Origin of the sequence: Solibacillus sp. (assembly GCF_040273735.1) — a bacterium.
GTDB lineage: Bacteria > Bacillota > Bacilli > Bacillales_A > Planococcaceae > Solibacillus.
Genome location: NZ_JBELZM010000009.1, coordinates 41,041 through 58,513, shown reverse-complemented (window position 1 = coordinate 58,513; position 17,473 = coordinate 41,041). Strand labels below are relative to the sequence as shown.

Here is a 17,473-nt window from a genome sequence, read left to right as displayed (position 1 = left end):
AATTACTAAACTACTACAAAATAGTAAAGACTGAAGTTAGGAGTAATTCACATGAAAATACTAGTAACTGGTGCTGATGGTTTCATTGGCTCTCACTTAACGGAACGACTTATTCGTGATGGGCATGATGTACGCGCATTTTGCTATTACAACTCGTTTAATTCATGGGGGTGGCTAGACCATGCACCTCACGATATTAAATCACAGCTCGATGTGTTCACTGGTGATATTCGTGATCCATTTGGTGTGAAAGAAGCAATGAAGGGATGTACTCATGTATTAAATTTAGCTGCACTTATCGCAATCCCTTATTCATACCATTCACCAGCAACCTATATTGATACGAATATTAATGGTACTTTAAATATTGTACAAGCGGCCCATGAATTAGAAGTGGAGAAGGTTGTACATACTTCTACAAGTGAGGTATACGGTACAGCGTTATATGTACCTATAGATGAGGAACATCCATTACAGGGACAATCCCCTTACTCTGCATCAAAAATTGGTGCGGATCAAATGGCATTATCATTTTATCGTTCATTTGATACACCTGTGTCCATTATTCGCCCGTTTAATACATACGGTCCACGTCAATCGGCCCGTGCGGTTATCCCGACAATCATCAGTCAGTTAGCCAACGGTAAAGATACAATTAAGCTAGGAGCAATTTCACCGACCCGTGATTTTAATTATGTAAAGGATACAGTTCAAGGGTTTATTTCAGTTATGAATTCAAATAAATCTGTTGGTGAAGTGATTAATATTGGTTCAAATTATGAAGTTTCAATTGGCGAAACAGCAGAGATGATTGCGGATATTATGGGTGTAAATTTAACAATTGAAACGGATGAACAACGTCTACGCCCAGATAAAAGTGAAGTAGAGCGTCTGTGGGCTGAAAATAAAAAGGCAAAAGAACTGCTTGGCTGGGAACCGAAATACGGTGGAAAAGAAGGTTTCCGCAAAGGTTTAGAAGAGACAATCGAATGGTTTACAAATCCCGAAAACTTATCTCAATATAAGGCAGATGTTTATAATATATGAATGAACAATGGATACAATTTGCAGAACGTGTGAAAGAAATGTACGGAAAGGATTTTGTTCCTTTACATGAACCGACATTCAACAAAAAAGAAGTAGAATATGTTACAGACTGTGTCAAAACAGGGTGGGTTTCTTCTGTAGGTGCTTATGTAACTCGTTTTGAAGAGGATTTAGCGAAGTTCGTTGGAGTGAAGCGTGCTGTAGCGGTTGTAAATGGTACAGCAGCACTGCATATTGCATTAAAGGTGGCGGGGGTAAAGGCAGATGACGAAGTGCTGATGCCGTCGCTTACTTTTATTGCAACTGCAAATGCGGTGAGCTACTGTGGAGCTATTCCTCATTTTGTTGATGTACATGAGGAAACTTTAGGGATGGATCCGTTTAAGTTAGATGCTTATTTAGCAGATATATCAGAAGTGCGTAACGGGGAGCTTTATAATAAAGAAACGAAACGACGTATAAAGGCGCTAGTACCCATGCATACCTTTGGCCATGCTGTACATTTAGAGGAACTTTTAGTTTTAGCGGAAAAGTATTATCTAGTAATAGTTGAAGATGCTGCAGAATCTTTAGGGACATATTATAAAGGAAAGCATACAGGTAGTTTTGGTAAAATAAATGCCATGAGCTTTAATGGCAATAAAATCATTACAACTGGCGGTGGCGGTGCGATTTTAACTGATGATGAAGCGCTTGCTGATTATGCAAAGCATTTAACAATAACAGCTAAGGTTCCACATAAATGGGAGTATGTTCATGATGAAATCGGCTATAATTATCGAATGCCAAATATAAATGCAGCACTTGGTTGTGCCCAGCTTGAAAAAATTAGTGAACTTTTAAAGCACAAAAAACAACTGACGTCTAAGTATGATAAGCTTGTCGCTAATTTAGATGGCGTATGTCTATTTAAACAGCCTAAGCATAGTGATAGTAACTATTGGTTACAAACATTGGTTTTAGATGAATCATTAAATCGTGAGGAGGTCTTAACATTTCTGAATGAAAAGGGTGTAATGAGTCGTCCGATTTGGCGCCCTATAGATAAGTTGGAAATGTACAAAGCTTGTCCGAAAATGGAGTTATCGGTGACGGATATATTGAATAAGAATATTGTTAATATTCCAAGTACGCCTATTGAGGTGAATTAAATGAAACGAAAAATATGTATAGTAACTGGCACGAGAGCAGAGTATGGTTTGCTTTCTAATCTGATGAAGTTAATACAAAATGATGAACATTTTGAACTTCAAATTCTTGTAACAGGTATGCACTTATCGCCAGAGTTCGGCCTTACATACAATCAAATTGAGGTAGATGGTTTTCACATTAACGAAAAGGTTGAAATGCTGTTATCAGCAGATACTTCAACAGCTGTTGCAAAATCAATGGGACTAGCCACAATTGGTTTTGCGGACGCATTAGCAAGATTAAATCCAGACTTACTTATTATATTAGGAGATCGTTTTGAAATGCTAGCTGTTGCACAGTCAGCGTTAATTATGCAAATTCCAATTGCACATATTCATGGGGGAGAATGTACATTCGGTGCGTATGATGATGCGATTCGTCATTCGATTACGAAGATGGCAACATGGCATTTTACGAGTACAGAAGGACATCAGAAGCGCGTTTTACAGCTAGGGGAGACTCCAGAACGCGTATTTAACGTTGGCGCGATTGGCATTGACAATACGCTTCGATTAAATTTAATGAGTCGTGAGATGATATGTAAAGAGTTAGCAATAGTTGATGATAAGCAGTTCTTTTTAATTACGTATCATCCGGAAACAAACGGTGAATTTGGTGGAATTGTAAATTTATTAGAGGTGCTAGCTAGCTATCAGCAACAGTACCATTTAATTTTTACAAAATCAAACGCGGACAATGGTGGTAGGGAAATTAATGAGCGTATACTACAATTTGTAGCAGCGAATCCACAAACAGCGCAGCTTTATGATTCACTAGGCCAAATACGTTATTTAAGTGCAGTTAAGGAGGCGGCACTTGTTGTCGGTAATTCATCAAGTGGTTTAATTGAAGTGCCTTATTTACAAACTCCGACGATTAATTGCGGTGATAGACAAAAGGGAAGAGAGCGTCCTGCATCTGTCATTGATTGTGAGTTATCTACTGGGTCAATTAAAAGTGCTATTGATTATGCTTTATCGGCCAATATAAAATATGAGAGAATATTTGGTAACGGAGATACTGCTAATAAAATTTATGAGCAAATAAAAACAATTCCAAATTTTAAAGTTCAAAAGGAGTTTTATGACTTATGAAAACATATATCATAGCTGAAGCTGGCGTAAATCATAACGGCTCTTTTGAAATGGCTATGCAGCTTATAGATGTGGCAAAAGAAGCAGGTGCTGATGCAGTAAAATTTCAGACATTTAAAGCAGAAAATTTAGTGACAAAGAATGCAAAGCAAGCAGATTATCAAGTAGAAAATTTAAAGGAATCAACTTCTCAATTAGACATGTTAAAAAAGCTTGAGCTAACTTTTGAAGAATTTGCATTACTTAAGCAATATTGTGAGGATAAAGGAATAGAGTTTTTATCGACACCTTTTGACTATGAAAGTGTCGATTTTTTATTCGATGAATTACAAATTAAAACTGCAAAGATTCCATCGGGTGAGCTTACAAATGCACCTTTTATATATGCAATTGCTAAAAAGAAAAAGCCGATTATTTTATCTACAGGAATGGCTACTTTAGAAGATATTCATGAGGCACTGTCCTATATTGTTTTTGGGATAGCAAATAAAAGTGAGATGGAGCAGGCTCAAGCATTTTATCAAACTGACGAAGCAAAGCAGCTACTTCAGCAATATGTGACAATTTTACATTGTACAACGGAATATCCCGCACCGTTTGATACAATCAATTTAAAGGCGATGGCTACTTTACAGCAAGAATTTCAAGTTCCTGTGGGCTTGTCCGATCACTCATCAGGCATTGCCGTTCCAACAGCTGCGGTAGCACTTGGTGCAAAGGTTATAGAAAAACACTTCACATTAGATAAAACACTGGAAGGACCAGATCACGTTGCTTCTTTAGAGCCTTTTGAACTAAAACAAATGATTGAGCAAATTAGACAAATTGAACAAGCTTTAGGTAATGGATTTAAGCAGCCTTCTTATGTCGAATTAAAGAATCGAATTCCTGCTCGAAAAAGCTTAGTAGCAAATAAAGCAATATACCCGGGAGAAACCTTTAGTGCAGAAAACTTAGTTGTTAAGCGTCCAGGTAGCGGAGTAGCTCCTTCGAAATATTGGGATTATATTGGAAAAAAAGCGCAGTATTCATATGATAAGGATGAATTAATTCATGAGTAAATCTTTAATCATACTTGGAAATGGTGGACATGCTTCTGTTTTAATGGAAACTTTACTAAAGCAAGAGCAAGGCTATGAAATAATAGGTTTTACAACTCCAATTATGGAGGACAATGTTTTTGGATTAGTATACTTAGGACCTGACGAAGTTATTTACAATTATAACCCTGAAGAAGTAAATCTTGTTCTTGGATTAGGTATGCTTGGACCATCCTCTGCACGTGAAAAAACCTTTAAACATTTCAAAGAGAAAGGCTATTACTTTAAATCAATCATTCATCCAGCCGCGATTATTTCACCTTCTGCACAGTTAGGAGAAGGTGTTCAAATAATGGCAGGTGCAATTGTTCAAACGGGAACAAGTATTGCCGATAATACTATTATAAACACGGGCGCAATAATTGATCATGATGGTCAAATTGGTGCAAACGTACATATCGCACCAGGTACAAAAATCTCAGGTGCTGTTAAAATTGGAAATGGTACACATATCGGTACAGGCACAACAATTATTCAAGGTATTCATATTGGCGAAAAATGCTTGATTGGAGCTGGATCTGTAGTGGTGAAAGAATTGCATCATCATGCAAAGGCGTATGGTGTACCAGCAAAGGAAGTGTAATAAATGATTAAATGGGAAAATATCGTCCTTCATACCAGACAAACGTTGTTTGAAACAATGAAAATTATTGATGAAACATCTTTACAATTTGCGGTGGTTGTAGATGAAGACAATCACTTACTTGGTACAGTGACAGATGGTGATATTCGACGAGGTATTCTACGTGGTGAGGGGCTTGAAGTTCCGATAAATTTGATTATGAATTCTAACCCATTTAGTGCGAAATATGGGCTGAAAACGAATACTTACAAACAATTGATGAAATCTAAAAACCTAAAGCAGTTACCAATAGTGAACGATCAAAATCAAGTCGTTGATATTTTATTTATTGATCATTTACAAACACCTACAAATAAAAATCAAGTCATTCTAATGCTTGGAGGGTTAGGAAAGAGATTACGCCCGCTAACAAATGACATTCCAAAGCCGATGCTTAAGGTTGGAAATAAGCCGATTGTTGAATCAATTATTGAGGGATTTAAACAGTATGGCTATACAAATTTTATTTTCTCTGTGAATTATAAAAAAGAAGTTATCCAAGACTACTTTCAAAATGGTAATATAATGGGCATTTCGATTGACTATATTGAAGAAAAAAAACGCATGGGGACAGCCGGTGCATTATCATTACTTGAAAACCGCCCAACAGAGCCGTTTTTTGTGATGAACGGTGATTTACTAACTCAGGTAAACTTTGATCAGTTAATGCAGTTTCACCAAGAGCAAAATGCTGTTGCAACGATGTGTGTACGAGAATACGAATATCAAGTCCCTTATGGGGTTATTGAAACTGATGGCGTAGAGTTAATATCGATCAAAGAAAAGCCAATCAATCGAAGCTTTGTAAACGCTGGGATATATGTGTTAAGCCCAGAAGTGTTTGAGTACATACCTGTAGATACATTTTTTGACATGCCATCGCTTTTTGAAGCATTAATTAATCAAGGAAAAAAAACATCAGTTTTCCCAATTCATGAATATTGGTTAGATATTGGGCGTGTTGATGATTTTAACCGTGCTAATGAGCAGTATAAGGGGCTTGTAGAATGAATTCGAAAATTTTAGCAATTATCCCAGCCAGAGGAGGATCTAAAGGTATACCACGTAAAAATATCCGTGAGCTTGCTGGAAAGCCTTTAATTGCATGGACGATTGAAGAGGCTAAAAAATCCAAGTATATTGACCGCTTGATTTTGTCGACTGAGGATGATGAAATTATTGAAGTAGCAAAACAATACGGATGTGAAGTACCATTTAAAAGACCCATAAAGCTAGCCCAAGATGATACACCTGGAATTGATCCAGTACTACATGCTATTGAGCAATGCCCAGGATATGATTATGTCGTTTTATTGCAGCCAACATCGCCATTAAGAACAGTGGATGATATTGATGGTTGTATTGAACAGCTTTTATCAAGTGATGGTACTAATTTTTGTGTTTCAGTAACCGAGCCAGAGAAATCCCCTTACTGGATGTATACTCTCGAAGATGAAAGAATGGTACCTTTATTACCGAAGGATACGTTAGTGACTAGACGTCAGGACTTGCCAAAAGTTTATGCGCTGAATGGTGCGATTTATGTGGCTAAAACAGAAAAACTGATTGAAGAAAAATCACTTTTATCAAGTAATACATCGGGATATATTATGCCGCAGGAGCGGTCTTTTGATATTGATACTCTTATTGATTTTTCTATTTGTGATTTGTTAAAAAAAAGAGGTTTATTAAATAGTTAAAGTGTAACTTAACAGACTTGTTTTACCAATTTATGGATAATATTTTCTAAAGTAACTCTTATCCTAATACAAAATTAAACTTTGAATTTCAGTATTCCATTCATTTGATTGTGTTAAAACTGAAATTCTTTTTTTTCTGTCCGATATTAAAACTAACAATGCATTTAATGAATTCAAGGAGGATGGAAAATATGCGTATTTCAGGAAATGCTAATATTGAAACAACTGTAACGAACAAAGCTAACTTAATAAATAGCGTTACTAAAGAATCTCTAGAAAAGCAAGTGAGCGACAATACTACTAGAAAAGAAATAGCTTTAATTGAGCCTATGATGCAATTTAAAAATTTAGATGAAACTAAGACGAAAGTCCAAGAGGCTGTTAATAAGATGAACGAGATGCTTGAAGTAAATAACAGTACTTCTAAGTTTATGTTCCACGAAGGACTTGAACGCTATTATGTAACAGTTGTGAATAGAGATACGGAAGAAGTTGTAAAAGAAATTCCTCCGAAAAAATTGCTAGATGCTTTCTATGAGATGCAGAAAATGCTTGGAATGGTAGTGGATGAAAAAATTTAAGTGAGATAATTAGAGGAGGAAATAAAAATGGTTATGCGAGTTGGGGGATTGGCATCAGGTATGGATATTGATGCTTTAGTAGAAAAATTAATGAATGCTGAACGGGCACCTTTAAATAAATTGACACAAAAGAAACAAACATATGAATGGCAACGCGATGCTTATCGTAGTGTAAATACAAAATTAAAAACGTTTGATACGTATATTGCAGATAATTTAGTATTAAAGTCCTTAAATTCTAAAACTGCTTCAACTTCAAATTCTAATCTTGTTAGTGCAACAGCAACAGGTTCAGCTACTGGTTCACTATCGATTGAAGGGGTTTCACAATTAGCAACTTCAGCACGAGCTGTAGGGAACCAAGTAAGTGCAGTAGGGTCAACAAAAATGAGTGACTTAATTGGTACGGGAACTAAAACAATCGAATTGAAGGCAATTAAAGCTGATGGGACAATGCCTTCTGAAGCAACGAAAATTGAAATCACTGATGGTATGACGGTTAATCAATTTGTGAGTAAAGTAAATGCTAGTAATGCTGGAGTATCAGCCGTATTTGAAAATGGGCGTTTCTCATTTACAGCTAAAAATTCCGGGGATAACAAAGCCGGGGAAGAAATTAATGTTGTAAGTGGGAAAGATATTTTTACGAGTTTAGGTTTTTACCAGCAAAAGGATGAATTGGGTAATGTAATCGACAAATTTCAAACAACAGATGGAAAAAATGCAATTTTCCAAGTAAACGGCATTGCGACAGAGCGCCCTTCTAATACCTTTAATCTTTCAGGATATAACGTTACATTAAAAGATACATTCAATTCCACTCAAACAATTGCAGACAAATATAAATCCGCACAAAAGGAATTGCAATTGGCGACAGAAAATGAAGCAAACAAAGCTTTAGCTCTCACAAATGCGCTTTCAGCCTATTATGGAGATGGTTCAAGTGATACACCAAACTATACGAACACACATAACAATAGTTATAATGCAGCATTTGGAAATACGTTATCATTAACAGAACAAGCAGAATACCGTAAACTAACTACGTCAGACTGGAAAAACTTGACGGCTGAAGAATTTGAAACAGTCAAATTGGCAAGCTCCAATAGTAAAGAAGATGTAATAGCTGCAATAGACGCAAGCAACTTATCGGATGAATCAAAAACAAAGCTAAAAGCATTTTCTGCTGAAAAATTACAAACAGTCTACAAGGCTTCTGAAAATGAATTTGATCATTTTAAAGTACAGGCAGATTATGTTTCATTTGGCGGCTCGAAATTAAAGGATTTATCGGGTGAAGCTATTACAGCTTTAAAAGGTCTAACAATCGATGAAACAACCGATTTAAGTGAAATTCGTACAGCTATAAGTGAAAATGAATATTTCTCTGATGATCTAAAGTCAGCTTTAAAGGCATTAGACAAAGAAACACTTTCAGCACTGCAAAATTCAGATGAGGCTATACTTAATGAATATGCTGCAAAAGCGCAGTCCGATGAATTAAAATCTCAGTACAGTAAATTAGGGGATGCAAAAATTTTAGAAGTGATTGCAGATCCTTCAAAAGTATCTTCATTAACAGAGGAACAACAAACAATTTGGAATAGCTTATCTGCAACTGAGCAAACAGCATTTAAAAATTTGGCTGAACAAAACCAACTGCGATCTGCTTATAATACTGCAAAAGCTGAAGATACTGCGGCAGATGCACGATTGGCAAATGCAGTAAGTTCTTTAAACACGGCTAAAGCAGATGCTCAAAACGCAGGATTACTCAATGGGGACGGTACGGTTAATGATGATTTAGTTAATGCAGCGCCATCAGCTCAACCGGTAACAATGTCATCCACTACAAACGTAGACGATATGGTGAACAAAATTAAAGAATTCGTTACGACATACAATGGTTTAATTAAAGATTTAAACGATCAAACAAAAGAGACAAAATATCGTGATTATGCTCCACTTACACCCGAGCAGAAAAAAGATATGGATGAAGATGAAATAAAGCTCTGGGAAGAAAAGGCAAAAAGTGGCTTGCTTCGTAATGATTCGGTAGTGCGCAATGGCTTATCAAATATGCGATCACTTATATACCAGTCAAATCCTGGCTTAGAGGGTACAAAATATAATACATTATTTAATATCGGTATCACTTCTTCTAAGAGCTATAATGACGGTGGAACACTTGAAATTGATGAAGCTAAGTTACGAAAAGCAATAGAGGAAGATCCAGATGCAATAGAGCGATTATTTAAGAACAGTGGTGGGCAAAAGTCGGATCCTACTTATGGTGGTTCAGATACTCGTGGCTATCTCGAAAAACTACGTGAATCAATGAAATCATTAGAAGTTAATATAGAGAAAAAAGCTGGTCGTTCTACAATGACAGATGCACAATATGCAATTGGTAAAAGCTTAATTGATAACGAAAAGCGAATTGATACATGGCAAAATAAATTGAAAAATATCGAAGCTCGATACTGGAAACAATTTACAGCTATGGAGACAGCAATCAATAAAGCGAATCAACAGTCTTCTATGTTCATGCAAGGCTAAGAGTTGGAGATGAGTTTTATGGAAAATATACAGCAGTTACTGCAAATCTCAGCGAAACTTTATCAGCATTTGGCAATCATTCCAGAGGGAGAACAGAGAGATGCTTATATCGAAAAAACGAATAACTTATTAGATGAGCGCGGTATTATCATTGGAAAGATGCAACATGATGGTTTTCAGGTTGATATGCGACAGAAATCCCATGCCATGTTAGTTGAGTTAGATAAAGGAATTCGCGAGCGTTTAAATAGTACAATGAAAGTAATAAAAAACGATTTAAAAGATCTGCAATATTCCAAAAAGAATGAGCAGCAATACATGAATCCGTATGCAAATGTTCAGGTAATGGACGGCCGTTATTATGATAAGAAGAAGTAATATTAACAGTAATAAAAGGAGTGTCTTCATTGACAGTACAAGCGAATGCATTTAATGCATATAAACAAAACAGTGTGACAACTGCCTCCCCTGGTGAACTAACGCTAATGTTATATAACGGGTGTTTAAAGTTTTTGAATAAAGCGAAGCAGTCTATTGCCGATAAAAATATAGAAGAGCGCAACAATTACATTCAAAGATCTCAAGCAATTATCGGTGAATTAATGTCCACACTTAATATGGACATCGAAATTTCAAAACAAATGTTACCGCTATATGAATATATGAGTCATCGATTAACGGAGGCGAACATAAAAAATGACCCTGCCATCATCGTAGAAGTCGAAGGTCTCGTAACAGAATTCCGCGACACATGGAAAGAAGTTATCAAAATTACACGTCAGCAGCAATATGGTACAGCTGGACAAGTTTAAAATATAGAAGCCGATGTGAGGAGGAGGATCCAATCTTCTCACATCGGCTTTTTCATATGTAACTTTTCTCCCTATTTCGACTTCTTTATTTATAAAATTTAAAATAGTCAAAATAGTATTGATTATATTGTACTATTTTGTATAATGTAAATAATTAGCAATTTTTACTTGGGAACATCTAGTTTAGATTAAACAAACATAACCCATAGACCGCCATTAATCTAAAAACATCCTACGACCGTCAGCATCAATAAGTTAATATTCGCCTTTTACTAAATAGAAAACGGTAATATTAAACCCCAAAATACCACTACATCCTATGAATCCAAAAATTCCATCCGTTTTCCAATACATAATCAATCGGTTAGGCATCTATCACAATTCTGTTCCGTTTCGGTATTGTTTTTGTCTGGAAAAATTCTATTACTTTTATTCATCGAAGAAAGCGGTTACCAGATCATGTTAACCGGTAAAGGGGGTGAGTGAGTATGTGAAATGGCAAATTAAAAACCCCAAGTGAGCATCCTGCATAGATATCACCTGAGGTTTGGTTGGTCGGAGTATACCGACATATTGTTAGTATACTCCTTTTTACTAAAAATGATAACTACAAATTGGAAGGAGTATGGAAAATGTATAGAAATTCCTTGTTAGATGCGTGTGTATTAAAGCCTCAATTTGATCAGTTCAATAATCTTTATACGCTTATGATTACTCCGAATGGTTATAAAAAAGTCCCATTTACACCGATGCAATTCCTGGATATGGAGCTGAAACAACATGGGTCAAGCCTAAAAGGGGCGAAGGAAGCGGCAAAAGCGGTCCTTAAGTCCAATTCGGTCAATCCAATCATGATTCCAAGGTCTCCGCTTGTTCATATTTGGTTTCCGACAGAGGCGATGCGCAATAGTGGGCATTGTATGTACTTTGCATTGCATCATGTCGAAGATGTTAAACCGTATATGGAAAATCGTTCTATTGCCGTTTTAACGAATTACGAAGAAATAAAAGTTCCTGTACCTCACAGTAAACTGAAAAAACAATGGAGTAAGGCGAAAGATTACTTATCGACCGCCTTATTAAAACAATTTTACAAGGATCCTTTATATTCTAAAGCCGAGCAACAAATTATGTTAAAATGTGCAGAAATAAATGAAGAGTATGTAATCAATTAACAAGCATACAGTTTTACGCAACGGAGCAACCCAATGTGTGAAACTCTTTTTGTTTCTCAATTTTTTATCGAATGCTCAATCTTTTATTGCAAGGGGAAAAAATTCCGGTTCATTTGTCATGAGTTTGAAGTCACAAATTCTTCTTAAAATAGCAATTAAGCACATAGACATTCAATCATGTAATGCATCATAATGTGGGTATATAAATCGTAGCACTGAATGGCTAGGGGGAACAATTATGGCGTTTAAACGCACAGAAGGATTTCGCTTTACTTTTGGGGTCCCAATCGAAGCAAATTTTACCGAATTGATCAATGGAAAACAGGAACAATTAGAGGTGATAAAATACCCTTGTGAAATCATCGATGTGAGCCCGCATGGCATGAAAATGTTTTCTTCTCGGGAAATTGGTGAAAATAATAATAACCTGGTGCAGTTGGAACTGGAATTCATTTTAGACGAGGTATTGATTAAGGCCATTGGAGACATCGTATGGAAGAAGAAATACGGCGATAAGTTTCAATATGGTTTGATCTTCGAAAATCAGCCAGGTATTGAAGAACTGATCGTCAGTGAATTGAAAGTACGCCGCAGAAAAGAAGTCGGACGTAAATAAAATTGGTTGGTTACCATTGAATTTTCCCGCATTAACGGGTAGTAAGACTCCCGCTTCTTGGCGGGAGATCAACTACCCGTAAAAGCCCGATTGGTTCAACTAACAATCAGTGGGGATGAAGAACCCCCACTGATTGAAGTTTCACTTTATATAACGATGCGATGTCTTTCTTATCAATATGTAGGACAACTTGTCGAAATATGAAAAAAGTTTCAAGTCGTAACAGGATTTTATTGATGTATGTAGAATTAGATAAGTAGAGCAGTAATGAAGGAGGAGTTCACATGCTAAAGTTTAACATTCGTGGTGAAAATATTGAGGTAACTCCAGCGATTCGTGATTACGTGGAGAACAAAATTGAAAAGGTAGAACGCTATTTCAATGAAGATCTGAACGCGAACGCTAACGTCAATTTGAAAGTTTATAATGATAAACAAACAAAAGTAGAAGTGACGATTCCGATGAAAAATTTAACATTGCGTGCAGAAGAGCGTCATAATGATATGTATGCGGCAGTTGACTTAATTGTCGACAAGCTAGAGCGCCAAATCCGTAAACATAAAACAAAAGTAAATCGTAAATTCCGTGATCGCGAAGGTACAGGTATCTACTTCGCCAATGTGACATCCCAAATGGAAGCGAACGCAGATTCTACAGAGGATGAGTATACAATCGTCCGTACGAAGCAATTTGATCTGAAACCGATGGATCAGGAAGAAGCTGTTCTACAAATGAACATGCTTGGCCATGATTTCTACATTTTCACAGATGCTGAAACAGACGGCACAAATATCGTTTACAAACGTAAAGACGGTAAATACGGTTTAATCGAAACTAACTAAATGATTGGCTGCAAGCGGATTGCCTTAAATAGGCAGTCCGTTTTTTGATTGGATTGTTCCTAAAATTACCATTTTGCTGCAGTCTATTTGCACCACCGGTATATATAATGCTAAAATATACTTTGAGACTATTTATTGGGAAGTGACCAATTCGATGGCAAACATATTAAATAAATTATTTGATTTCAATAAAAAAGAAGTAAAGCGTTTAGAAAAGATTGCAGATAAAGTAGAAGCATTGGCGGGGCAGTTTGAAAGCCTTTCTGATGATGCGTTAAAAGCGAAAACAGAAGAGTTTAAAAACCGTTATCAAAATGGCGAAACAGTGGACTCATTGTTGCCAGAAGCATTTGCGACTATTCGTGAAGCATCCCGCCGTGTTCTTGGCATGTTCCCGTTCCGCGTTCAGATTATGGGGGCGGCTGCATTAAATGAAGGTAATATCGCGGAGATGAAAACCGGTGAAGGTAAAACTTTAACATCGACAATGTCCGTTTATTTAAATGCGCTTACTGGTAAAGGTGTTCATGTCGTAACGGTCAACGAATATTTAGCAAGCCGTGACGCGACTGAAATGGGAGAGTTATATAATTGGTTAGGCTTAACGGTCGGACTGAACCTGAACAGTCTTTCAAAAGACGAAAAGCGTGAAGCTTATGCTGCGGATATTACATATTCGACGAACAATGAGCTTGGTTTCGACTATTTACGTGACAACATGGTGCTTTACAAAGAAGACCGTGTACAGCGTCCGCTTTATTATGCGGTAATCGATGAGGTTGACTCGATTTTAATCGATGAAGCGCGTACACCGTTGATCATTTCCGGACAAGCAGGGAAATCTGCACAGCTTTACGTACAGTCAAATGCATTTGCCCGTATGTTAAAGCAGGATGAAGACTACAACTATGAAGAATCAACAAAAGGCGTAACGTTGACAGAGCAAGGAATCGAAAAGGCGGAGCGTGCGTTTGGCATCGACAACCTATTCGATTTAACACATGTCCGTTTAAACCATGCGATCAACCAAAGCTTAAAAGCACATGCATCAATGCATAAAGATGTCGACTATGTTGTGCAGGATGGGGAAGTTGTAATCGTTGACGGCTTTACTGGTCGTCTAATGAAAGGCCGTCGCTATTCGGATGGCTTACACCAGGCGATTGAAGCAAAAGAAGGCCTTGAGATTCAAAATGAATCGATGACAATGGCAACCGTTACTTTCCAAAACTATTTCCGTATGTACGAGAAACTGTCTGGTATGACAGGTACAGCGAAAACAGAGGAAGAGGAATTCCGAAACATCTACAATATGCAGGTTGTAGCGATTCCGACGAACAAACCGATTGCGCGTGATGACCGTCCTGACCTTATTTTTGCAACGATGGAAGGCAAGTTCAAAGCTGTTGCGGAAGATATTGCAGAGCGTCACCGTTTAGGTCAACCGGTACTAGTTGGTACGGTTGCAATCGAAACATCTGAAATTATTTCAAAATACTTAACGAAATTTAAAATTCCGCATAACGTTTTAAATGCGAAAAACCATGAACGTGAAGCAGAAATTATTTTAAATGCCGGTCAAAAAGGTGCCGTAACGATTGCGACAAACATGGCCGGTCGTGGTACGGACATTAAACCGGGTGAAGGTGTACTTGAAATCGGCGGTTTAGCGGTAATTGGTACAGAGCGTCATGAATCCCGCCGTATCGATAATCAGCTTCGTGGTCGTTCTGGTCGACAAGGGAACCCGGGGGTAACGCAATTCTATCTTTCTTTAGAAGATGAACTAATGCGTCGCTTCGGTTCAGATAAAATGAAGTCGATGATGACAAGACTTGGTATGGACGATACACAGCCGATCCAATCGGGCATGGTTTCAAAAGCAGTGGAATCAGCGCAAAAACGTGTTGAAGGGAATAACTTCGATGCACGTAAACGACTACTACAATACGATGATGTACTTCGTCAGCAACGTGAAGTGATTTACAAAGAGCGTGAAGAAGTATTGGATTCGGAAAACATGCGTGCACTAGTAGAGTCGATGATTTCTCAGGCAATCGAAAATCAGGTAGCCCTTCATACACAAGGCGAGAAGGAAAACTGGACACTGGATGCACTTGAAGACTATATCGCAGCAAATCTTTTAGATGAAGGCGATATTACGAAAGAACAGCTTGAAAATAAATCACCTGAAGAAATGATCGCGATCATCTCACAAAAAGTGACAGCACGCTATGATGAAAAAGAAGAAGCGATGACACCAGAGCGTATGCGTGAATTCGAAAAGGTTATTTTACTGCGTTCAATCGACTCGAAATGGATTGATCATATCGATGCAATGGATCAGTTACGTCAAGGGATTCACTTACGAGCTTACGGTCAAAACGATCCATTACGCGAATATCAGCAAGAAGGTTTTGCAATGTTCGAAGACATGGTCGCAGCGGTACGTGAAGATGTGGCGAAGTACGCATTAAAAGCGGAAATCCGCAGTAACCTGCAACGTGAAGAAGTAGCAAAAGGCCAAGCTGTTAACCCGAAAGAAGAAGGCGCAGCTAAACCGAAAAAACTACCGACACGCAAAGCGGAAAACATCGGACGCAACGATCCATGCCCATGCGGCAGCGGCAAGAAATACAAATCATGCCACGGCGTAGGCCAATAAAAGCAATAAAACCGAGGTCATTGAAACTATGCTCAATGACCCGGTTTGTTTTATAAGGATTTATAATGAACTAGCGTAAATAAAGAAATGGTTTATTCAATTTACTCTAGTTGGTCGGAGTGGAAGGGTGGCGACTCCTGGGGGAATAGCGTGACGCCTGAGACTAGGAACAAAAGCTAAGAACGCCACGTCCTGTGGCAACGCTTTTGTGACCAACATCGTATTGGCCTCACGCCCCAGGAAAGCGTCCGCCGAAACGGAAATCAACTTTATGAGAAGACCAAACTTTAACACCCAACTACGGAGGAAAATATATGATGGAATTAGCAGATGTGCGCAATGCACTCGAAAATACAGCTACAAAACTAGCGGACTTCAGGGGGTCTCTTTGACTTAGAAAACAAAGAGGCTCGCATCCAGGAACTAGATGAACTTATGCTTGAACCCGAATTCTGGAACGACCAGAACGGTGCACAGGCAATTATTAACGAAAGCAACGGCATTAAAGCAGTTGTCAATGAATACAAAGAATTAGTCGATACACAGGAAAACCTCGAAATGACGCTGGAGCTTTTGCGTGAAGAACCAGATGCAGAATTGCAGGAAGAACTAGGCAAAGAACTTGTTGAATTCCAGACAAAAATGGAAGAGTTCGAACTGCAAATGCTTTTATCAGAACCATACGATAAAAACAATGCCATTCTGGAACTGCATCCAGGTGCAGGCGGTACAGAGTCACAGGACTGGGGCTCGATGTTATTACGTATGTATACGCGCTGGGCAGAGAAGCGCGGCTTTAAAGTTACGACAATCGACTATTTGCCTGGCGATGAAGCCGGCATTAAATCGGTTACACTGCAAATTTCTGGTCATAATGCATACGGCTATTTGAAAGCGGAAAAAGGCGTACACCGCTTAGTTCGAATTTCACCGTTCGATTCTTCAGGCCGCCGCCATACATCGTTCGTATCATGTGATGTTATGCCAGAGTTTAATGACGAGATCGAAATCGATGTGCGAACAGAAGATTTGAAAGTCGATACGTACCGCGCAACTGGTGCCGGTGGTCAGCATATTAACACGACCGACTCTGCAGTACGTATTACCCATCTTCCAACAGGTGTCGTTGTACAATGTCAGTCTGAACGTTCGCAAATTAAAAACCGTGATGCAGCAATGAAAATGCTGAAGTCGAAGCTGTATCAGCTGGAAATTGAAAAGCAGCAAGCACAGCTGGATGAAATTCGTGGAGAGCAGAAGGAAATCGGCTGGGGCTCGCAAATTCGTTCATATGTGTTCCATCCGTATTCAATGGTAAAAGATCACCGTACAAGTGCAGAAACAGGGAATGTAGGCGCTGTAATGGACGGCGATCTTGATATATTCATTACTGCCTATTTACGATCTAAAATTTCATATTAATATTTTAAAGCCATTCGGAACAATTTTTTAGTTGTTCCGAATGGCTT

The 17,473-nt window shown here is 38.0% G+C and carries 16 protein-coding genes; all 16 read left to right on the top strand.

The annotated features are described in order from the left end of the window. Positions 1–51 precede the first annotated feature (51 nt). The 16 genes from ABS917_RS10460 (at position 52) to prfB (ending at position 17,426) form a co-directional block, all read left to right on the top strand. On the top strand, positions 52–1,047 hold the full coding sequence (locus tag ABS917_RS10460) for an NAD-dependent 4,6-dehydratase LegB (RefSeq protein WP_350478918.1): 996 nt from the start codon (positions 52–54) through the stop codon (positions 1,045–1,047). After that, positions 1,044–2,198 carry a LegC family aminotransferase gene (locus ABS917_RS10455; protein ID WP_350478917.1) on the top strand — a complete coding sequence of 385 codons (1,155 nt, stop codon included), beginning with the start codon at positions 1,044–1,046 and terminating at the stop codon, positions 2,196–2,198. Before ABS917_RS10460 ends, ABS917_RS10455 begins: the two co-directional genes overlap by 4 nt. Continuing rightward, positions 2,199–3,332 carry a UDP-N-acetylglucosamine 2-epimerase gene (neuC, locus tag ABS917_RS10450; protein ID WP_350478916.1) on the top strand — a complete coding sequence of 378 codons (1,134 nt, stop codon included), beginning with the start codon at positions 2,199–2,201 and terminating at the stop codon, positions 3,330–3,332. Then, complete coding sequence (gene neuB / locus ABS917_RS10445; RefSeq protein WP_350478915.1) at positions 3,329–4,393, top strand: N-acetylneuraminate synthase; 1,065 nt, start codon at positions 3,329–3,331, stop codon at positions 4,391–4,393. The genes neuC and neuB overlap by 4 nt, the downstream gene beginning before the upstream one ends. After that, positions 4,386–5,015 carry an acetyltransferase gene (locus tag ABS917_RS10440; protein ID WP_350478914.1) on the top strand — a complete coding sequence of 210 codons (630 nt, stop codon included), beginning with the start codon at positions 4,386–4,388 and terminating at the stop codon, positions 5,013–5,015. The genes neuB and ABS917_RS10440 overlap by 8 nt, the downstream gene beginning before the upstream one ends. A 3-nt stretch (positions 5,016–5,018) precedes the next feature. Next, complete coding sequence (locus ABS917_RS10435) at positions 5,019–6,065, top strand: nucleotidyltransferase family protein (protein ID WP_350478913.1); 1,047 nt, start codon at positions 5,019–5,021, stop codon at positions 6,063–6,065. Then, positions 6,062–6,754, top strand: coding sequence for an acylneuraminate cytidylyltransferase family protein (locus ABS917_RS10430; RefSeq protein ID WP_350478912.1), 693 nt, complete (start codon positions 6,062–6,064; stop codon positions 6,752–6,754). The genes ABS917_RS10435 and ABS917_RS10430 overlap by 4 nt, the downstream gene beginning before the upstream one ends. Before the next feature lie 191 nt (positions 6,755–6,945). Continuing rightward, positions 6,946–7,335, top strand: coding sequence for a flagellar protein FlaG (locus ABS917_RS10425; RefSeq protein WP_350478911.1), 390 nt, complete (start codon positions 6,946–6,948; stop codon positions 7,333–7,335). A 27-nt stretch (positions 7,336–7,362) separates the two neighbouring features. Further along, positions 7,363–9,894 (top strand): flagellar filament capping protein FliD, encoded by a 2,532-nt coding sequence (gene fliD, locus ABS917_RS10420; RefSeq protein ID WP_350478910.1) that lies wholly within the window; start codon positions 7,363–7,365, stop codon positions 9,892–9,894. 18 nt (positions 9,895–9,912) lie between these two features. Then, positions 9,913–10,272, top strand: a complete 360-nt coding sequence (gene fliT / locus ABS917_RS10415; protein ID WP_350478909.1) for a flagellar protein FliT — start codon at positions 9,913–9,915, stop codon at positions 10,270–10,272. 29 nt (positions 10,273–10,301) lie between these two features. Then, positions 10,302–10,706 (top strand): flagellar export chaperone FliS, encoded by a 405-nt coding sequence (gene fliS, locus ABS917_RS10410; protein WP_350478908.1) that lies wholly within the window; start codon positions 10,302–10,304, stop codon positions 10,704–10,706. Positions 10,707–11,338: 632 nt separating this feature from the next. Beyond that, the gene (locus ABS917_RS10405) at positions 11,339–11,881 is read left to right on the top strand and encodes a competence protein ComK (RefSeq protein ID WP_350478907.1); all 543 of its coding nucleotides are present in this window, start codon (positions 11,339–11,341) and stop codon (positions 11,879–11,881) included. A 238-nt stretch (positions 11,882–12,119) separates the two neighbouring features. Continuing rightward, on the top strand, positions 12,120–12,497 hold the full coding sequence (locus tag ABS917_RS10400; RefSeq protein ID WP_350478906.1) for a PilZ domain-containing protein: 378 nt from the start codon (positions 12,120–12,122) through the stop codon (positions 12,495–12,497). Between the two features lie 284 nt (positions 12,498–12,781). Further along, a complete protein-coding gene (hpf, locus tag ABS917_RS10395) occupies positions 12,782–13,339 on the top strand; it encodes a ribosome hibernation-promoting factor, HPF/YfiA family (protein WP_350478905.1) in 558 nt (185 codons plus the stop codon). Between the two features lie 154 nt (positions 13,340–13,493). Beyond that, the gene (gene secA / locus ABS917_RS10390; protein WP_350478904.1) at positions 13,494–16,004 is read left to right on the top strand and encodes a preprotein translocase subunit SecA; all 2,511 of its coding nucleotides are present in this window, start codon (positions 13,494–13,496) and stop codon (positions 16,002–16,004) included. A 317-nt stretch (positions 16,005–16,321) separates the two neighbouring features. Next, a protein-coding gene (gene prfB / locus ABS917_RS10385; protein ID WP_350478974.1) for a peptide chain release factor 2 occupies positions 16,322–17,426 on the top strand; the annotation gives its coding sequence in 2 pieces (ribosomal slippage) (positions 16,322–16,393 and positions 16,395–17,426; 1,104 coding nt in all). Positions 17,427–17,473 lie beyond the last annotated feature (47 nt).

Bases quoted from the DNA above. Each gene is read 5' to 3' on its own strand.
- ABS917_RS10460 (WP_350478918.1), top strand. From the start codon at position 52: ATGAAAATACTAGTAACTGGTGCTGATGGTTTCATTGGCTCTCACTTA.
- ABS917_RS10455 (WP_350478917.1), top strand. From the start codon at position 1,044: ATGAATGAACAATGGATACAATTTGCAGAACGTGTGAAAGAAATGTAC.
- neuC (WP_350478916.1), top strand. From the start codon at position 2,199: ATGAAACGAAAAATATGTATAGTAACTGGCACGAGAGCAGAGTATGGT.
- neuB (WP_350478915.1), top strand. From the start codon at position 3,329: ATGAAAACATATATCATAGCTGAAGCTGGCGTAAATCATAACGGCTCT.
- ABS917_RS10440 (WP_350478914.1), top strand. From the start codon at position 4,386: ATGAGTAAATCTTTAATCATACTTGGAAATGGTGGACATGCTTCTGTT.
- ABS917_RS10435 (WP_350478913.1), top strand. From the start codon at position 5,019: ATGATTAAATGGGAAAATATCGTCCTTCATACCAGACAAACGTTGTTT.
- ABS917_RS10430 (WP_350478912.1), top strand. From the start codon at position 6,062: ATGAATTCGAAAATTTTAGCAATTATCCCAGCCAGAGGAGGATCTAAA.
- ABS917_RS10425 (WP_350478911.1), top strand. From the start codon at position 6,946: ATGCGTATTTCAGGAAATGCTAATATTGAAACAACTGTAACGAACAAA.
- fliD (WP_350478910.1), top strand. From the start codon at position 7,363: ATGGTTATGCGAGTTGGGGGATTGGCATCAGGTATGGATATTGATGCT.
- fliT (WP_350478909.1), top strand. From the start codon at position 9,913: ATGGAAAATATACAGCAGTTACTGCAAATCTCAGCGAAACTTTATCAG.
- ABS917_RS10405 (WP_350478907.1), top strand. From the start codon at position 11,339: ATGTATAGAAATTCCTTGTTAGATGCGTGTGTATTAAAGCCTCAATTT.
- ABS917_RS10400 (WP_350478906.1), top strand. From the start codon at position 12,120: ATGGCGTTTAAACGCACAGAAGGATTTCGCTTTACTTTTGGGGTCCCA.
- hpf (WP_350478905.1), top strand. From the start codon at position 12,782: ATGCTAAAGTTTAACATTCGTGGTGAAAATATTGAGGTAACTCCAGCG.
- secA (WP_350478904.1), top strand. From the start codon at position 13,494: ATGGCAAACATATTAAATAAATTATTTGATTTCAATAAAAAAGAAGTA.